This window comes from Flavobacterium sp. 11 (genome assembly GCF_002754315.1).
GTDB classification, from domain to species: Bacteria; Bacteroidota; Bacteroidia; order Flavobacteriales; family Flavobacteriaceae; genus Flavobacterium; species Flavobacterium algoritolerans.
Genome location: NZ_PEFE01000001.1, coordinates 507,618 through 525,642 on the forward strand (window position 1 = coordinate 507,618; position 18,025 = coordinate 525,642).

Annotated in this window: 15 protein-coding genes; 10 read left to right on the top strand and 5 right to left on the bottom strand. The window is 33.6% G+C overall.

What is annotated here, in order from left to right; translation table 11 throughout:
• The first annotated feature begins 14 nt into the window (after nt 1–14).
• The 5 genes from CLV00_RS02245 to rodA all read left to right on the top strand — a co-directional run bounded on the left by CLV00_RS02245 (nt 15) and on the right by rodA (nt 5,657).
• Nucleotides 15–1,043 (top strand): rod shape-determining protein, encoded by a 1,029-nt coding sequence (locus CLV00_RS02245; protein WP_035668436.1) that lies wholly within the window; start codon nt 15–17, stop codon nt 1,041–1,043.
• A 100-nt stretch (nt 1,044–1,143) separates the two neighbouring features.
• Entirely contained in the window at nt 1,144–1,968 is an 825-nt protein-coding gene (gene mreC, locus CLV00_RS02250) for a rod shape-determining protein MreC (RefSeq protein ID WP_099713617.1), read from the top strand.
• The gene (locus CLV00_RS16525; RefSeq protein WP_099713618.1) at nt 1,961–2,467 is read left to right on the top strand and encodes a rod shape-determining protein MreD; all 507 of its coding nucleotides are present in this window, start codon (nt 1,961–1,963) and stop codon (nt 2,465–2,467) included. Before mreC ends, CLV00_RS16525 begins: the two co-directional genes overlap by 8 nt.
• The gene (mrdA, locus tag CLV00_RS02260; protein WP_099713619.1) at nt 2,464–4,416 is read left to right on the top strand and encodes a penicillin-binding protein 2; all 1,953 of its coding nucleotides are present in this window, start codon (nt 2,464–2,466) and stop codon (nt 4,414–4,416) included. The genes CLV00_RS16525 and mrdA overlap by 4 nt, the downstream gene beginning before the upstream one ends.
• 5 nt (nt 4,417–4,421) lie before the next feature.
• Nucleotides 4,422–5,657 carry a rod shape-determining protein RodA gene (gene rodA, locus CLV00_RS02265; protein WP_099713620.1) on the top strand — a complete coding sequence of 412 codons (1,236 nt, stop codon included), beginning with the start codon at nt 4,422–4,424 and terminating at the stop codon, nt 5,655–5,657.
• Nucleotides 5,658–5,772: 115 nt separating this feature from the next.
• Here the strand turns inward: rodA and CLV00_RS02270 are convergent, their stop codons facing one another.
• Together CLV00_RS02270 and CLV00_RS02275 are read right to left on the bottom strand one after the other, a co-directional pair.
• Nucleotides 5,773–6,621 (bottom strand): DNA/RNA non-specific endonuclease, encoded by an 849-nt coding sequence (locus tag CLV00_RS02270; RefSeq protein WP_099713621.1) that lies wholly within the window; start codon nt 6,619–6,621, stop codon nt 5,773–5,775.
• Nucleotides 6,622–6,825: 204 nt separating this feature from the next.
• The gene (locus CLV00_RS02275) at nt 6,826–9,003 is read right to left on the bottom strand and encodes a carboxy terminal-processing peptidase (protein ID WP_099716202.1); all 2,178 of its coding nucleotides are present in this window, start codon (nt 9,001–9,003) and stop codon (nt 6,826–6,828) included.
• A 209-nt stretch (nt 9,004–9,212) separates the two neighbouring features.
• On the opposite strand from CLV00_RS02275, the gene surE reads away from it, so the two are divergent.
• The 5 genes from surE to CLV00_RS02300 all read left to right on the top strand — a co-directional run bounded on the left by surE (nt 9,213) and on the right by CLV00_RS02300 (nt 14,153).
• The gene (gene surE, locus CLV00_RS02280; protein WP_099716203.1) at nt 9,213–9,992 is read left to right on the top strand and encodes a 5'/3'-nucleotidase SurE; all 780 of its coding nucleotides are present in this window, start codon (nt 9,213–9,215) and stop codon (nt 9,990–9,992) included.
• Complete coding sequence (locus tag CLV00_RS02285) at nt 9,985–10,257, top strand: hypothetical protein (RefSeq protein ID WP_099716204.1); 273 nt, start codon at nt 9,985–9,987, stop codon at nt 10,255–10,257. Before surE ends, CLV00_RS02285 begins: the two co-directional genes overlap by 8 nt.
• A 105-nt stretch (nt 10,258–10,362) precedes the next feature.
• The gene (gene lpxB, locus CLV00_RS02290) at nt 10,363–11,475 is read left to right on the top strand and encodes a lipid-A-disaccharide synthase (protein ID WP_099713622.1); all 1,113 of its coding nucleotides are present in this window, start codon (nt 10,363–10,365) and stop codon (nt 11,473–11,475) included.
• 47 nt (nt 11,476–11,522) lie between these two features.
• A complete protein-coding gene (locus CLV00_RS02295; protein WP_099713623.1) occupies nt 11,523–12,044 on the top strand; it encodes a C40 family peptidase in 522 nt (173 codons plus the stop codon).
• Nucleotides 12,045–12,113: 69 nt separating this feature from the next.
• Nucleotides 12,114–14,153, top strand: a complete 2,040-nt coding sequence (locus CLV00_RS02300) for a ComEC/Rec2 family competence protein (protein WP_099713624.1) — start codon at nt 12,114–12,116, stop codon at nt 14,151–14,153.
• Here the strand turns inward: CLV00_RS02300 and CLV00_RS02305 are convergent, their stop codons facing one another.
• The 3 genes from CLV00_RS02305 to CLV00_RS02315 are packed head-to-tail and all read right to left on the bottom strand — an operon-like array spanning nt 14,154 to nt 18,016.
• The gene (locus tag CLV00_RS02305) at nt 14,154–14,615 is read right to left on the bottom strand and encodes a thioredoxin family protein (protein ID WP_099713625.1); all 462 of its coding nucleotides are present in this window, start codon (nt 14,613–14,615) and stop codon (nt 14,154–14,156) included.
• Nucleotides 14,616–14,661: 46 nt separating this feature from the next.
• Nucleotides 14,662–16,467: a peptide MFS transporter gene (locus tag CLV00_RS02310; protein ID WP_099713626.1), complete on the bottom strand. Its 1,806-nt coding sequence runs from the start codon at nt 16,465–16,467 to the stop codon at nt 14,662–14,664.
• A 4-nt stretch (nt 16,468–16,471) separates the two neighbouring features.
• The gene (locus tag CLV00_RS02315) at nt 16,472–18,016 is read right to left on the bottom strand and encodes a peptide MFS transporter (protein ID WP_099713627.1); all 1,545 of its coding nucleotides are present in this window, start codon (nt 18,014–18,016) and stop codon (nt 16,472–16,474) included.
• Nucleotides 18,017–18,025: the final 9 nt, after the last annotated feature.

Below are 18,025 nucleotides of genomic sequence, written 5' to 3' on the forward strand. Positions count from 1 at the left end.
CCCTTAAAAAACTTATGGGATTTTTTGATTTCATGACCGAGGATATTGCGATAGACCTTGGTACCGCCAACACTTTAATCATCCATAATGATAAAGTTGTCATAGACAGCCCTTCGATAGTTGCTCGTGATAGAGTTTCAGGCAAAATCATCGCTGTTGGTAAAGAAGCCAACATGATGCAGGGAAAAACACATGAAAACATTAAAACGATAAGACCTTTGAAAGATGGTGTAATTGCTGATTTTGATGCTTCAGAAAAAATGATCAGTATGTTTATAAAAAGCATACCGGCATTGAAAAAAAGAATGTTTACTCCCGCATTAAGAATGGTTGTTTGTATTCCTTCAGGCATTACTGAAGTGGAAATGAGAGCCGTAAAAGAATCATGCGAAAGAGTAAATGGGAAAGAAGTTTATTTGATACATGAACCTATGGCAGCAGCAATAGGTATTGGAATAGACATCATGCAACCAAAAGGAAACATGATTGTTGATATAGGTGGTGGAACAACTGAAATTGCAGTTATTGCATTAGGCGGAATTGTATGTGATAAATCAGTAAAAATTGCTGGTGATGTATTTACAAATGACATCGTTTATTACATGCGTACACAACACAATCTTTTTGTTGGAGAAAGTACTGCTGAAAAAATCAAAATTCAAATTGGTGCCGCTATCGAAGATTTAGAAACTCCTCCAGAAGACATGTCAGTTCAAGGTAGAGATTTACTTACCGGTAAACCAAAACAAGTAGAAGTTTCTTATAGAGAAATTGCGAAAGCATTAGACAAATCAATCCAACGAATTGAAGATGCAGTAATGGAAACTTTATCACAAACACCTCCTGAATTAGCAGCCGATATTTACAACACAGGAATTTATCTTGCAGGTGGAGGATCTATGTTAAGAGGGCTTGATAAAAGGATTTCGCAAAAAACAGATTTACCTGTTTACATTGCAGAAGATCCATTAAGAGCAGTTGTTAGAGGAACTGGTATGGCACTTAAAAACATTACTAAATTTAAAAGCATTTTGATTAAGTAATTCGTTTTTGTTACACTTGCAAGCCTTCAAGCACAAGTCAATTTACAACAATTAGATTACAAAAAAAGACATACAGTTATTTACATTATACCGTTAAGAAATGCAGCAAATATTTAATTTTATTTTTAAAAACAGTAATAGATTACTGTTTTTGCTGCTTTTGGGTATCTCGTTATCACTCACAATTCAATCCCATTCTTTCCACAGAAGCAAAATAATTAGTTCCGCAAACTTTTTAAGTGGCGGAGTGTACGAAAAAGTGAATAACCTTAACGAATACTTGAATTTAAAAACTCAAAATGATGCACTTGCTCTTGAAAATGCAAAGCTAAGAAGCCTTCTATTCAATCGTAAAGATACTACTGCAATAAAAAAACTAGACAGTATTAAAGGGGTAAAACCAGACGATATTGTTGTTTCCAAAGTAATACACAACTCCTATAATGTCCATGAAAATTACTTAACCTTGAATTCAGGAGAATTGCAAGGTGTAAAACCAGATATGGGGGTAATTAACAGTTTAGGAATTGTTGGAATCATAGAAAATACATCGCCAAAATATTCTACTGTAATCAGTATTCTGAATAAAAAATCTCAAATCAATGCCAAAATCAAAAAGTCAAATCACTTTGGGTCACTTGTTTGGGACGGAAAAAGTACTGGATTTGTTCAACTGGTTGATGTACCTAGATTAGCAGCCATTAGAAAAGGCGATACAATCGTAACTGGCGGACAATCTGTAATTTTTCCAGAAAATATAGGAATAGGTACAATTGAAAATATCTATACTGAAGAAGAAACTAATTATTATAAAATAAACGTCAGACTATTCAACGATATGACAAATTTAGGCCATGTCTATATCATAAAAAGGAAAGATCGTGAAGAAATCATTAATTTAGAAAAAAGAGAAAAGGATGAATAGCGCATTGTTAGTCAATATTTTTCGATTTATTCTGTTATTGGCAGTTCAAATTATCATATTCAACAATATGAATTTTTTGGGTTATATAAGCCCTTTCCCTTATATATTGTTCATAATACTTTACCCTGTAAACGGAAACAAATCTGGTCTTGTAGTAGCGAGTTTCATACTTGGACTTATTATGGATATGTTTAGCAATTCAGGCGGAATACATGCCACTGCATGTTTAGTTCTAGCCTATTTTAGACCCGCTATTTTTAAATTTGCTTTTGGTCTAAGTTATGAATATCAAACTGTAAAATTAAATGACGTTTTGACACCTGAAAGATTCTCTTTTATATTACTTTCTGTTGTTATACACCATTTTACGTTATTTTTACTGGAAGCATTCCAGTTTAGCTTTATTTTTGATATACTAATTAGAACATTATTAAGTACTGTATTCACAATCATTATTTGCATTATCATAATATATCTTATTAAGCCGAACAAAAGATGAGAAAAGTCTTGTTGCCTTCTTTAATCATTATAGCTACATCTTTGCTTGTAATGCGTATCTTTTATTTGCAGATTGTTGACGACACTTTAAAACTAAAGTCTGAAAACAATGCCATTAAAAAAAAGTATGAATATCCTGAAAGAGGATATATGTATGATAGAAAAGGAAAGTTATTAGTTGCAAACCAAGCATCTTATGACATCATGGTCATTCCTAGAGAAGTCAAAAATACTGATACTTTAGAATTTTGTCAATTATTGAATATCACAAAAGAAGATTTTATTAAAAAAATTGAAAAAGCTACAGTATACAGTCCGCGCTTGCCATCTGTTTTTTTATCTCAGTTAAACAAAAGTGAATTTGCTGCGTTTCAAGAAAAAATAAGAAAATATGAAGGTTTTTATTTTCAAAAACGTTCCCTTCGTGATTATGAAGTAGATTTTGGAGCCAATATTTTTGGATTCATCACTCAGGTAAATGAAAAACTAGTCGCCAAAAATCCGTATTATAATAGTGGTGACTTAATTGGGAGACAAGGAGTTGAAGAAAGCTACGAAGATCTTTTACGCGGAGTGAAAGGTGTAAAATACATTCAAAAAGACAAATACAACAGGGAAATAGGTTCTTATAAAGATGGGAAATACGACACTATCGCTGTTCAAGGAGAAGACATAAATCTGACCATAGATGCTGAAATTCAAAAATATGGGGAGGAATTAATGATTAATAAACGAGGTGGAATTGTAGCAATTGAACCTAGTACCGGTGAAATATTGGCGCTTGTAACTGCTCCATCGTATGACCCTGGAATATTAGTAGGAAGACAACGGTCTAAGAATTATACTGAATTATACCGCGATTCCATAGCAAAACCACTTTATGACAGAGGTTTGCTGGCTGAATATCCACCAGGATCTCCATTCAAGATTTTAACTGGACTAGTAGCATTACAAGAAGGAGTAATTGATGACAATACTACTGTTTTTTGCAATCGTGGTTTTAGCTATGCAAGAGGACGTTTTATGGGATGCCACTGTCATGGAGGCGCACTTCAATTACACCGAGGTATCTTTGAATCTTGCAACTCCTATTTTGCAACGGCTTACATGAAGACCATAAATAAATATTCAAAACCTGCACAAGCGGTTGATATTTGGAGCAAACACGTGAAAAGTTTTGGTCTTGGACAATTCATGGGATATGATTTACCAACTGGTAAAAAAGGAAACGTACCCGATTCAAAAACATACAAACGCATTTATCCTAACGGTGGCTGGAGAAGTACTACTATTGTTTCTAATTCAATTGGACAAGGTGAAGTTCTAATGACTCCTATTCAGCTGGCGAATATGATGGCAACAATAGCTAACGAAGGTCATTATTATACGCCTCATATAATCAAAAAAATTGAAGGGCACAAAATTGACAAAAAATTCACTACCAAACATGAAACCACAATTGATAAAAAACATTTCAAACCAATTATCAGCGGTTTATTTGATGTTTACAACTTAGGAACAGCAAGATCCCTACGAGTGGAAGGAATTGATATTTGTGGAAAGACTGGAACAGCAGAAAATTTTGCTAAAATTGGAGGAGTACGCGTAAAAATGGAAGACCATTCAATATTTGTAGCTTTTGCACCAAAAGACAATCCCAAAATTGCAATTGCAGTTATGGTTGAAAATGGTGGATATGGAGCAACTATAGCTGGACCAATTGCCAGTTTGATGATAGAAAAATACCTAAGACAAAAAATCACCAGAGTTGACTTAGAAAAAAGGATTCTTGCAACAAGTTTACAAAGTCGATATGCTAAATTAGGAGGACTGTCAGAAGCCGTAAAATTACAATTAAGAATTAGCGACTCTCTTCTAAAAAAGAAAACAACTATTCCAACAGTGAAAGCAAAAACAGATACCACAAAATCGAATAAACAAGCTATTTAATTCAGATGAAAAACCAAAGCATAACAAATAACATTGACTGGATAAGCATAATAATCTATGTTTCATTAGTTATTTTGGGTTGGCTAAATATCTATTCGTCTTCGCTCTCATCAATGGAGGACACTCATGAGAAACAGCTTATATTCATTATATTGACTATTCCGTTAATTTTTATTGTGCTTTCTGTTGACGGTAAGTTTTATGAAAAATATGCAAGTATCATTTTTGGAATTTCCTTACTTACATTAGCCGGATTATTTTTATTTGGTAAAACCATAGCGGGTCAACGTTGTTGGTATGCAATAGGCAGTTTCACGATTCAACCTTCTGAATTTGCAAAAGCGGCTACGGCTTTGGCATTAGCCAAATATTTAAGTGACACCCAGATTAATTTAAAAGAAGTGAATAGGCAGGTACAAGCTCTTGCAATAATTCTTTTGCCTGTCATCCTGATACTTCCGCAACCTGACCCTGGAAGTGCTTTAATATATAGCATATTCATCATAGTTTTATACCGCGAAGGGCTACCGTCATGGTATGTTTGGACAGGATTTATTACCATCCTATTATTTGTGCTAACACTGATATTAGAGCCACAATATGTAATTCTTATAGCATTAGTTACATTAATATTAGTTCATTTAAAATCAAGATTAGCCGATAGAAATATTGTTCTGAGCAGCATCCTTTTAGTGGTTATTTCTGGATTTGTACTGTCTGTAAACTATGTTTTTGAAAATGTCTTTAAACAACATCACAGGGATCGTTTTAATATACTTTTAGGCAAAACCGTCGATCTGAAAGGAATCGGTTATAACACCAATCAATCCGAAATAGCCATTGGTTCTGGAGGTTGGTTTGGAAAAGGGTTTCTTGAAGGAACACAAACCAAAGGCGGATTTGTTCCTGAGCAACATACAGATTATATATTCACAACAGTGGGTGAAGAATGGGGATTTGTTGGTTCCTTAGTAGTTATCGCTCTTTTTGCAGGTTTATTTCTTAGAATAATATACTTGGCAGAAAGACAAAAAACAAAATTCAGCAGGGTATATGGATATTGTGTTGCAGGGGTTTTATTTACACATTTCTTTGTAAATATAGCGATGGTAGTTGGTATTTTCCCAACAATTGGGGTTCCGCTTCCTTTCTTCTCTTACGGAGGTTCGGGACTTTGGGGCTTTACTATATTGTTGTTTATATTTATAAAAATGGACGCCAATAAAGTAAACGAGTGGTAATTAAATAGGTTTTAATTATTAAGATTTTATTCTTGTATATAGTTTTATTTCAATTATTTATACGTTTACCACTTTACAAAAACAGAAACTTTAAAAATTCTTATTCCCAGTAGAGTTAATTAAAACTCCAATTTTTATAATCTGTCCTTTTTTCCAATTGATTCTCAATGTTGTCATTCAATTTTGGAAAGAAGTTAATTCCGGTCATTTTTTCGATATAATCAACCGAAACCACAAAACTATATAGTGGTTTATCACTTTCTGAATTGGGAATAAGGAAACCAATCATTTTAAAGTTCCCACCAGAATTATCCAATAAAATTTTATAAAAAAACTTAGGAACCGAAACCTTCTCTTTACCTATTGTCATTAATGAGAATTCTAAAACTCCACCCGTAATTACATAAATTCCTTCATATTTTACAGCCCAATAACGTACTTTTTGTTCTAATCTATTCCAGACACCGTTATTAAAATTACGCACTTGAGGAGAAATATTTGAAGTGAAAAAAGTTTCGTTATAAGCATCTAAAGCAAACTCCATATCACCTGCAGGACAAAGATGACCTTTATCATATATTGACTTTTTATAATTTCTCCAATCAGCAGAACCCGTTTTTACTTTGGCATCCTCAATAAAAAAAGGACGCTTAAAGTTATTATTCTTAATATAGTTTTTCTTCAACTCATAAGCCACCCATTCTGCCTGTTCATGAACTTCATTATAGGACAAAGTGTAATACTTATGCTGCACAACTTGATTGGTTGTAGATGACGGCAAAAAATCAAAATTTCCCACTAACCTTGCACTACTATTCTCAACACTAACAACCTGAATTAAGACTCCTCCCTTTCTCCCATTAGATGCATCTGGATTACCTACTTCCAAATCCTTTTTACAGGAAGAAAAAAGGATTCCGTAAAGAATAATAAATATCAACGCGAATAATTTTCTATTTTTCATTGCTAACTATGTATAAGGATTCTCCCAACTCTTCTATTTTTAAAATCAAAACAAGCAGTCTAAATTGACTAAAAAAGTCATCTGAAAGCTATTTTAAATATCAATAATTTACTCAAACTAAAAACGCTCCAAAAATTCAATGAGAATTTTTGGAGCGTAATAGTTACTAATACTTGTATGTTTTATGAACTAACAAATTCTTTATTAAGATTTCGCTAGTTTATTTTTTTTCATTTTAACAGGAATATCTTTTTTCGAAATTGATTTAGGTTGTAAATCATCCAAAACATTAATTGCCTCTTCTACATAAATATCTTTAGCTAAAGATTCATGCCAGATTTCTCTTTTTTCTTTCAAAGAAGCATCTTTACTCATCACTTCAGCTTCATAAGGTAAAGAAGTAAATGTCAATGTGTTTTTGTAATTTACGATTGGCTTATATTTTTTAGCTTTCTCTTCAATTTCGGCTTGAGCAATCTTAAATTTGTCAATATTCAAGCTATAAACATTCTCTTCACTTCTACTATCAATCCATTTTGCATTTTCCTCAATTAATTGGAACTGTGGATTTTTACTAATTCTGTTTTTACTATTGGCAATTGCTTGATTAAAGTTGGCATTATTATTCCAAACACTATAATCAGCCTGATCAATTTTATCCCAAGGCATCGCATTGTCAATGTCACGTTCGCCCATTTTTAAATAAGCATATCTGTCCGGCATAACAATATCACTTTGCACACCTTCTAGTTGAGTAGACCCACCATTTATTCTATAAAATTTTTGTGTGGTGGTCTTTATGGCACCCAAATCCCCTACTGCACTATTGCGCACAAAAGTATTCAAGTCATATACATTTTGCACCGTTCCTTTACCATAGGTTTGCTTACTTCCAATGATGATTCCTCTTTTATAATCCTGAATTGCTGCAGCCAGAATCTCTGAAGCCGAAGCCGAGAAACTATTTACCATAATTACTAAAGGACCATCCCATTCAATTTTTTTATCTCTGTCATAAAGAACTTCTTTTTGTCTTCCTGCTGATTTAATTTGCACAATTGGACCTTGTTCAATAAACAATCCCGCGATGTCAACAACAGTTGACAAAGACCCACCACCATCATCTCGAACATCAAGAATAATTCCGTTTACACCAGATTTTTTTAATCGGTCAACTTCTAAGGCAATGTCTTTTCCTGCATCTCTTCCATCTTTATTTTCAAAATCAATGTAGAATTTTGGTAAATAAATCACTCCGTATTTCAGTCCATTTTTGTTTACAATACTGGATTTTGCATACGTTTCTTCTATTTCAACAATATCTCTGATGATAGAAATAATCTTAATGGTTCCGTCCACTTTTTTCACAGTAAGACGAACTTCTGAACCTTTAGGTCCTTTAATTTTCTTCACAACATCATCCAAACGCATCCCAACAACATCAACCGCTTCACCATTACCTTGAGCTACTTTCATGATCAAGTCTCCTGCTTCTAACTGTTTTCCTCTCCAAGCTGGACCTCCAGAAATAAGTTCAGAAATCTCGGTAAGATCATTTTTCTTTTGCAAACGAGCCCCAATTCCTTCTAATTTACCGCTGATGCTTTGATCAAAACGTTCTTTATCCTCTGCTGCTAAATAATTAGTGTGCGGATCAAAACGCGCTGTTATAGAATTTACATACACTGAAAACCAGTCATTTCTATCTAAATCTTTAATGAAACCAAAATATTCATCTAATGATTTTGTAGAACTTTCTCTAGTTTCTTTTTCTAAAGCCTCAAAAGATTTAACTTGATAAGTGGCATCATTTTTCTTTTTATCTTCTTCTAATTTTTGTTTGTCAACAAGAGATGAAAGGGTAGATAATTTGATTTGTTTACGCCATTTGTCACTAAGTTCAGCAACATTTTTAGAATAAGGTGCTTTTTCATAATCAATATTGAAACTTTCTTCAACTGAATAATCAAAAGGCTTGCTCAAAACATCTTTGTAAATCTTTTTGCTTTCTTCCATACGCTTAATTAAACGCTCGTATGTCAAATTGAAAAAAGTCAAATCCTTATTCAATAGCTGATCGTCTAATTGCGTTTCAAATTTTGAAAATTCATCAATATCTGATTGCAAAAAGAATCGCTTAGAGGGATCTAACGCTTCAATATAATCTTTATATATACCTTTAGAGAACGTATCATCAATTGTGGCTGGGCTATAATGCCCTTTCTCAATAACAAACGTCAATAACTCTAAAAGCAATTTATCTTTTTCGGGATCGGATGATTGTTTCGCATTCATTTTGAACGCAAATAATGTCACCGAAAGGCATACAACTACAAGAAGTATTTTATAATTTCTTTTCATAAAGTTAATAATAGTATTCATGAATCTTTTAATGTAAGTTACGGTAAAAACTATGCCAACAGTGGCTAGGCCTCCATAAATTTTTGTTAAAGATATAAAAATGTTCTTTTGTTTTAAGTTAAATGAATCAACATAACATATTTTTATCTTTTGTTTACACATTCCATTCTGTGTTATTACATTTGTCTTCAAAATTATCAATAATCAATCCCTTTTTGAAATATAAAACAATGAAAAAAGACAGACCTTTAATTTTAATAACCAATGATGACGGTATTTCGGCACCCGGACTTAGAGCATTAATTGCCGTTATGGCACAAATAGGCGAAATCGTTGTGGTAGCGCCTGACAATCCTCAAAGCGCCATGGGTCATGCCATTACCATAAACAGCACTTTATATTTGAATGAAATTTCTAAAGAAAATGACCCATTTAAAGAATACAGCTGCTCTGGAACACCTGTAGATTGTGTGAAATTTGCAGTAAATGAAATTTTGAAGCGAAAACCGGATTTATGTGTTTCCGGTGTCAATCACGGATCAAATTCTTCCATAAATGTGATTTATTCCGGGACAATGAGTGCGGCAATTGAAGCAGGTATTGAAGGAATTCCTGCCATTGGTTTCTCTTTATTGGATTATGATTGGAATGCCAATTTTGACAATATAAAATCTTTTATTCGAAAAATATCCTTAGAAGTTTTAGAAAATGGACTGCCGGAAGGAGTTGTTTTGAATGTGAACTTTCCAAAATTAGAAGAAAAAGAGATTAAAGGAATCCGAATTTGTCGTCAAGCGAAAGCACTTTGGGTAGAGAAATTTGACAAAAGAAAAACACCTCAAGGAAGAGATTATTACTGGCTTGCCGGAGAATTTGTAAATCAAGACAAAGGCGAAGACACTGATGAATGGGCTTTACAAAACGGATACATATCCGTTGTTCCTGTTCAATTTGACTTGACAGCGCATCATGCAGTACAACAACTTAACACCTGGAAATGGAATGAATAAAACAGACTTGTTTATCGGATTTTTAATTGGATTTGCCACTACCCTGCTTGGGAGTTATATTTTTATAACTTTTTTTACGGAATTTAATTTCATTGCTGGAATTCAAATTATGCAATCACAGGGGAATTTAGGCAAAATCGTAACATTGGGTTCTATTCTTACACTAGTTGCATTTGGTGTTTTACTCAAAATAAACAAAGAAACAATGGCTCGCGGAGTGGTTTTAGCCGTAATAATTATGGCAATTCTCACTATGTTTATTTAAGAAACGTTATTAGTTTATCTTTGCAAATTGAAAAACAGATTATTAAAAATAAATATGATTTTATACGTTTGAAATCCAAATTTATAAACTCTTAATCAAGAAAGCATGAAATATTATATTATAGCAGGTGAAGCTTCAGGCGATTTGCATGGTTCAAATTTGATGAAAGAACTGTATAAAAAAGATCCAAATGCTGACATCCGATTTTGGGGTGGTGATTTGATGAAAAATGTTGGCGGTACTTTAGTGAAACACTATCGGGAATTAGCGTTTATGGGTTTCATCGAAGTGATTTTTAACTTAAAAACTATTTTGAATAACATCAAAATATGCAAAAAAGACATTCTTGAGTTTCAACCCGACATTCTTATTTTCATAGATTATCCAGGTTTTAATTTGCGCATAGCAAAATGGGCCAAGTCGTTGGGCATGAAAACACACTATTATATTTCCCCTCAAATCTGGGCTTGGAAAGAAAGTAGAATTACCGACATCAAACACGACATCGATAAAATGTATGTGATTTTACCTTTCGAAAAACAATTCTACGAGGACAAACATCATTTCCCTGTCGAGTTTGTTGGGCATCCGCTGATTGATGCTATTCACAACCAACCCGCAGTTGACCCTGTCCTTTTTAGAAAAGAAAATCAATTAGACGAAAAACCAATTATCGCTATTTTACCAGGAAGCAGAAAACAGGAAATCACTAAAATGCTATCTGTAATGTTGAGTGTTGTCAATGATTTTCCCGACTATCAATTTGTAATTGCCGGCGCTCCAAGTCAGGAATTCTCTTTTTATAAAAATTTCATTTCTCATGAAAACATAAAATTCATCTCCAATAAAACCTATGATTTATTGCGAAATTCAACTGCCGCATTAGTGACTTCAGGAACTGCAACTCTGGAAACGGCACTTTTTAAAGTTCCGGAAGTAGTGTGCTACAAAGGCAGCTGGGCTTCCTACCAAATTGCGAAACGAATCATCACGCTTAAATACATTTCATTAGTAAACTTGATAATGGATGAAGAAGTAGTAACCGAATTAATCCAAGAGGAATGTACCACAAAACGCATTCGAGAAGAACTTAAAAAAATTCTGGAATCCAATCATCGCAATACGCTTTTAGAAAAATATACGTTATTAGAAGACAAATTAGGAGGCATTGGCGCCAGTGAAAAAACCGCTAAATTCATTGTTTCTGATTTACAATAGTTTACGACTAATTTGCAACTATTTAAATTCATCAAAAATACATTCTTTTGAAACATTTCGCATTTCTATTATTGATTCTTATTTTTTTTACGGCTTGTAAATCGACTTCTCCAATAGTTACTTCTAAAAAATCAGACACCAAAAAAGAGAAATTAACGAAATCCGATAAAAGAAAAACAAATCGTCTTGCAGAAGAATTGATTGATGCAGCAGCTGAAAATCTTGGCGTAAAATACAAATATGCAGGCACGACAAAAGCAGGTTTTGATTGTTCCGGTTTGATGTATACCATTTTTAGTTCACATAATATAACCCTTCCCCGCAACTCTTATCAACAGTCAAAAATAGGTGAGGTTATCAATACAGAACGCGAAGAGGCGCAAAAAGGAGACTTAATATTCTTTAAAACCAACAAAAATTCACAGATAAATCACGTAGGAATCGTCATTGAAGTTAATGATGATGAGATAAAATTTATCCATTCTTCTACTTCAAAAGGAGTAATTATTTCCTCTACCAAAGAACCCTATTATAAAAAAACCTTTGTACAATTAAATCGGGTGTTATAGTCAAGCTAAAAAGCTATATAACTTTTAAAAATAAAGTTTTTTCTTGCTAAAAATGTGTACTTTAGATACATGAAAGTACTCCATTTTCCTTTAGCGAGAATAACAATTGGATTTATTTCAGGAATCCTTTTCGCCTACTACTTTCATCTACCGCTATCATTACTGTTTATCTTACTTTCAATATCCATTGGTGTTTTTGGAGTGTTGTATTTTTTATTCAAAAACAAAAACAAGAAGATTTTCTATTTTGGTTTGACAACATATCTTCTGTCTTTTCTTATCGGAATTTCGACCCAAGTAATTCACATTGATCATTTTCAGAAAAGCAATTATATTCACAATACGACTATTTTTGAAAAACCGCATTCCATTTCCATAATTATCCGCGAAAAGCTAAAAAGCTCTCCGTTTAGCGACCGCTACATTGCCATTATAAACCGTGTAGATGAGAAAAAACAAACAGGAAGAATCATCCTAAACATTCAAAAAGACAGTTTGCATCATGAATTTGAGATTGGGACACCTTTACTTATTAAAGGGATTTTATCAAAAAACAAACCTCCTAATAATCCCAATCAATTTGACTACAGCAAATACCTCGAAAACAAACAAATCTATGCGCAACTGTATGCTGATGTTGATAAAATCAAAATTGGAACGAAAATCGAGAAAAACATCTGGTATTATTCTTCTAAATTAAGAACCCGAATTATTCATAATTTAGAAAAAAACAACTTCAACAAAACCGAATTAAATGTTGCCATAGCATTAATAATGGGACAACAACAGGATATTTCACCGGAAATCATTCGGGATTACCAATATGCCGGAGCGGTACATATTTTATCGGTATCAGGACTGCACATTGGATTCATTTTAATTTTTGTCACTTTCATTCTAAAGCCTATTCCTAATACTAAACGGGGTTCATTTATAAAACTACTCATCATTCTCGCCTCTTTATTCAGTTTCGGAATCATCGCGGGATTAGCGCCTTCGGTGGTGCGTTCCGCAACCATGTTTTCGTTTGTTGCCATTGGAAATCATTTACGAAGAAGCGTTAATATTTACCACACTTTATTAGTTTCCGTATTACTGATTTTGCTTTTTGAACCATCTTTTCTATTTGATGTTGGTTTTCAGCTAAGCTATTTAGCGTTGTTTTTCATTATTTGGCTGCAACCGCTTTTAGCCTCAATTTGGTTACCAAAAAATAAAGTTTTAAAATACATTTGGGATATTCTTACGGTTTCGTTTGCTGCACAATTAGGAACTTTACCATTGAGTATTTACTATTTCCATCAGTTTCCGGGTTTATTTTTTGTGACCAATTTAATTATCATCCCAGTATTGAGCATCATAATGGTTTTGGGCGTTTTAGTAATGCTTTTAGCGGCACTTAACAGTATTCCAATATTCCTTTCAGAATTACTGGAATGGAGCATTTATTACTTGAATAAAATCATTAATACAATTGCGTCTTTAGAACAATTTATAATACAAGATATTCCACTGCATTTTTATTTGTTGTTTAGTAGTTATTTGCTATTATTTACTGCAATTATTTGGCTCAAAAAACCAAGTTTCAACAGATTAGTAATGGCACTGGTTTCAATCATCATTCTTCAAATATCATGTCTGGATATTCAATGGAACATTCAAAACGAACAGGAATGGATTGTTTTCAATATCAAAAGAAATACATTACTTGCAGAACGAAATGGGGAAAGTATTACGGTCTATGCCAATGACAGTATTTTGAAAACTGCTCAAAAAAACAATACATTAAAGTCGTATCGAATAGGGAATTTAAGCAGTCTTAGAGAGAAAAAAGTACTGCAAAACCTTTTTTATTTTAATGGAAAAAAGATTTTCATTTTAGACAGTTCGGGTGTTTTTCCAAAAAACATACATCCGGATATCATTGTACTGACACAATCTCCCAAAATAAATTTTGAACGCTTGTTGCAAACTATAAAACCAAAGATGGTCGTAGCAGATGCCTCCAATTATAAAACCATTCAAAAACAATGGAAGGCAACTTGTATGAAACAAAAAATCCCTTTTCACGCTACGAGTGAAAAGGGATATTATAAATTGAATGACTAATTATTTCTTCTGTAGAAATCCATTTGCAACAGCCAACCATGCAGATGGTCCGCCAGCAACATATCCGGTACTTCCCAGACCTTGAAAATTCACTTTGCCATCTACAGTTGTAACATTAGCAAAATGTACTGTAGGGAATCCTTGAATAGCAAAAACTTGTTGTAATTCGTCATTTTGTTTTTTAATCTCAGGAGTCTGTGGTGCTTTTCTAGGATAATCTAATTCTACCAGAACCACATTTTCTTTGGCCCAAGCTGCAAATTCAGGAGTTTTCAAAACCTCTTTTTGTAACCTGATACACCAACCACACCAATCGCTACCGGTAAAAAACAGTAACATTGGTTTTTTAGTTTTATTAGAAACGTCCATAGCCTTAATGACATTGGTTTCCCAAACTAATTCTTGTGCTTCAGCGGCAAATGATCCCGCAAACAATAACAAAGCAACTATTATTTTCTTCATATTTATAATTTTTAATTATTGACAAATCAAAAACAATGCCTAAAATTTATCGAACACCATGCATTAATTTCTTAATTACCGGCCCCATCAAAATTGAGAACAAAGCCACTACAATAGATATTATTGCTAACATCCAGAAAAAATAACTCAATCCGTGTTCATTGGCAATTTTATCAATATTTTCTCCGAACATCCCTGCTCCTTTCATTCCTATTGCAACTGCAAGATACCAAACTCCAAACATAAATGCAATCATTCTAGCAGGAACTAACTTACTTACATAAGACAATCCTACCGGCGAGATACACAATTCAGCCATAGTATGGAAAAGATACACCAAAATAAGCCAAATCATACTTACAGAAGCTGTTTTTGCACCAGCTTCAATTCCGCTTGCGCCAAAAGCTACACAAGCCATACCAAGCGCTAATAATCCCATTCCGATTCCGTATTTTAAATTAGCCGCAGGATTGTATTTACTTTCCCACCATTTTGAAAACAATGGCGCTAATGAAATAATAAACAAGGAGTTTAAGGTAGAAAACCAAGTAGCTGGAACTTCGGTCAATGCAGTAGTTACTTTATCAATTTTCAACGCTTGTAAGGTTTCATCAGACAATGATAAATATCCTGCAGTGTAATAATCTTTAGCCAACATCCATATTGCTATTGCCCAAATAATTATAAAACTCACACTTAGAATAATATTTGCAATAGCATACAACTTGAATGTTTGTTTGAACAACAAAATCAATACCCAAGTAATAATAACTAAAGGTAAAATAGTAATCAATGAATTCATCACTAAAAATACCACACTCCAATTACCTGTTAAAACTCTATCCGTATAATCATTCGCAAAAATGGTTAAACTGTTTGGAGATTGTTCGAAAATTGCCCAAAAGAAAATAGTCAGGAATGCGAAGAATGTAACTGCTATTAATTTTTCTTTAGTGATTTTAGAATATTGGGTAAATCTGTATATCAATAATATAATAAACACAACCAATGCTGAAACTATAGCAATCGAATTACCATTTGGTCCTAAGAAAGAAAAAACATTTACTTTCCCTCCGGATATTTTGGAAGCAGGATCATTTAAAAGCCACAATAAAGCTAATAATGATGAAAATGCAATAGCCGCTAATTGTATTGGTGAAAAAGGATTTCTTTTATCCGTATCCAAAGCTTCTGCTTTCGCTTTGCTTTCTTTGTTTGGTTTTAAACCAATGTCTCCAAAGATATTTTGTGACAACCAAAACTGTAACATTCCAAAGAACATAAAAATTCCGGCAAGACCAAAACCATACGTCCAACCTACTTTTTCTCCTAAATAACCACAAAGTAAAATACCAAAGAAAGCCCCGGCATTTACACCCATGTAGAACAATGTATAAGCACCATCCTTCTTCTCAGGACGGTCTTTGTACATTTCAGATACGATTGATGTCATGTTTGGCTTGAAAAAACCATTTCCAAAAACTAACAATACTAATCCTAAATAAATAGAAAATTCTGTTTCAACAGCCATAGAAGCGTGTCCTAAAGTCATCAAACTGGCACCTACAACAACTGCCCATCTAAAACCTATCACTTTATCGGCAAAATAACCACCTAACATCGTGGATAAATAAACCAATCCAACGTAGGATCCAAATAATGCAGAAGCATTTTCACGAGTCCATTCCCAACCACCGTCTGTAAAGGAGGCGGTTAAAAATAATATCAATAAAGAACGCATTCCATAGAATGAGAATCGCTCCCACATCTCTGTGAAGAATAAAACGAATAATCCCGCTGGATGTCCTAGAACGGTACTTTTAAAAAATTGATCTGTAGTATTTTCACTCATGTTATTAATTGTTTAATTCTTTGTCTACTCCGTGCATTAATTTTTTGATTACTGGCGATAGTAACAATAACAGTAATCCGAAACCAAGTCCTGTATAAAATAAATATTCAAAAAGCACTAAGTAACTCTGTTTTGCTAAATTTAAATCCGGTGCTGTACCATTTGAAGTATCTACAGAAGCGATATTAGCTAAGATGGAAGCGATAAATTCTGAACTGGCTGTTGCCAAAAACCAAACGCCCATCATGAATCCCACGATTTTTGCTGGAGATAATTTAGTCACTGCAGAAAGTCCTACCGGTGACAAACTCAATTCTCCGCATGTATGCAAAAGGTACGCTAATATTAGCCAAATTGCCGCTACTTTTCCTGTACCAGAAAGATTTATTCCCATAACTAATGCTCCAAAACCTAAACCGACTAAAGCTAATGCTAAAGCAAATTTTACGGCTGTATTAGGATTGTATTTTCCTAAATTTGGCCATATCCAAGCAAAAACTGGAGCTAGCAAAATTATAAATAAGGCATTAAAACTTAAGAACTGTCCAGCAGAAATTTCATAACCAAATATAGTTCGGTCTAAAATCCTGTCAGCAAATAAATTCATCGACGTATATGCCTGTTCAAACAATGCCCAGAATACAATTGTAAATACAATCAGAATGGTCAAAGCAATCAATTGGTGACGTGCTTTTCCATCTAACTTTGTAACGGCATAATAAACAATATAAATAAAAGAAATACCACCCGCAATTTTTAAAGCCCATGAAACCGCATTATGATTTTGAACCATCTGCCAAAACAACAATGTCGACAATACACTTCCAATATAAATTAGCCATTCATTTTTAAGTCCAAACGATTTTTTTTCTAATAAAGAAGCGTTGTTTGATTCGCCTTTTCCCATCAATAATTTTCTTCCGGAAATAAAAGTCAATAGTCCAAAAAACATTCCGACTCCAGCTGCACCAAAACCATAACTCCAACCATACGTTTCTCCAAGCCAAACACATATTAGCGTAGCCATAAAAGATCCTAAGTTGATTCCCATGTAAAACAAAGTGAATCCAGAATCTCTTCTTTTATCGCCTGTTTCATATAATTCCCCCACTAATGAAGAGATATTGGCTTTTAGAAAACCAACTCCGACAATTATTAAGGATAATGAAAAGTAAAATATTTGCAAGGCGGTTTCGTCCCGTGTAATTTCGCCAGTAATAGATTCAGTTGCGGCATTCCCTTCATAAGCCATTCCTACATGACCTAACACAAGCATAATACCTCCAAAAACAATGGCTTTTCTAAATCCCAGATAGCGATCCGCTATAAAACCACCTAAAACCGGAACAGCATATACCAGAGCAGCATAGCTTCCAATGAGTAAATTTCCAGAAGTATCCGAAAACAAATGGTACTTTGTCAGATAAAAAATCAACAAGGCTTTCATACCGTAGAACGAAAACCGTTCCCACATTTCGGTAAAAAACAATATAAAAAGCGCTTTTGGATGTCCAAAAAATTCTTCCTTATTAAATGAGTCGTTTGTCATAAAGCGCTG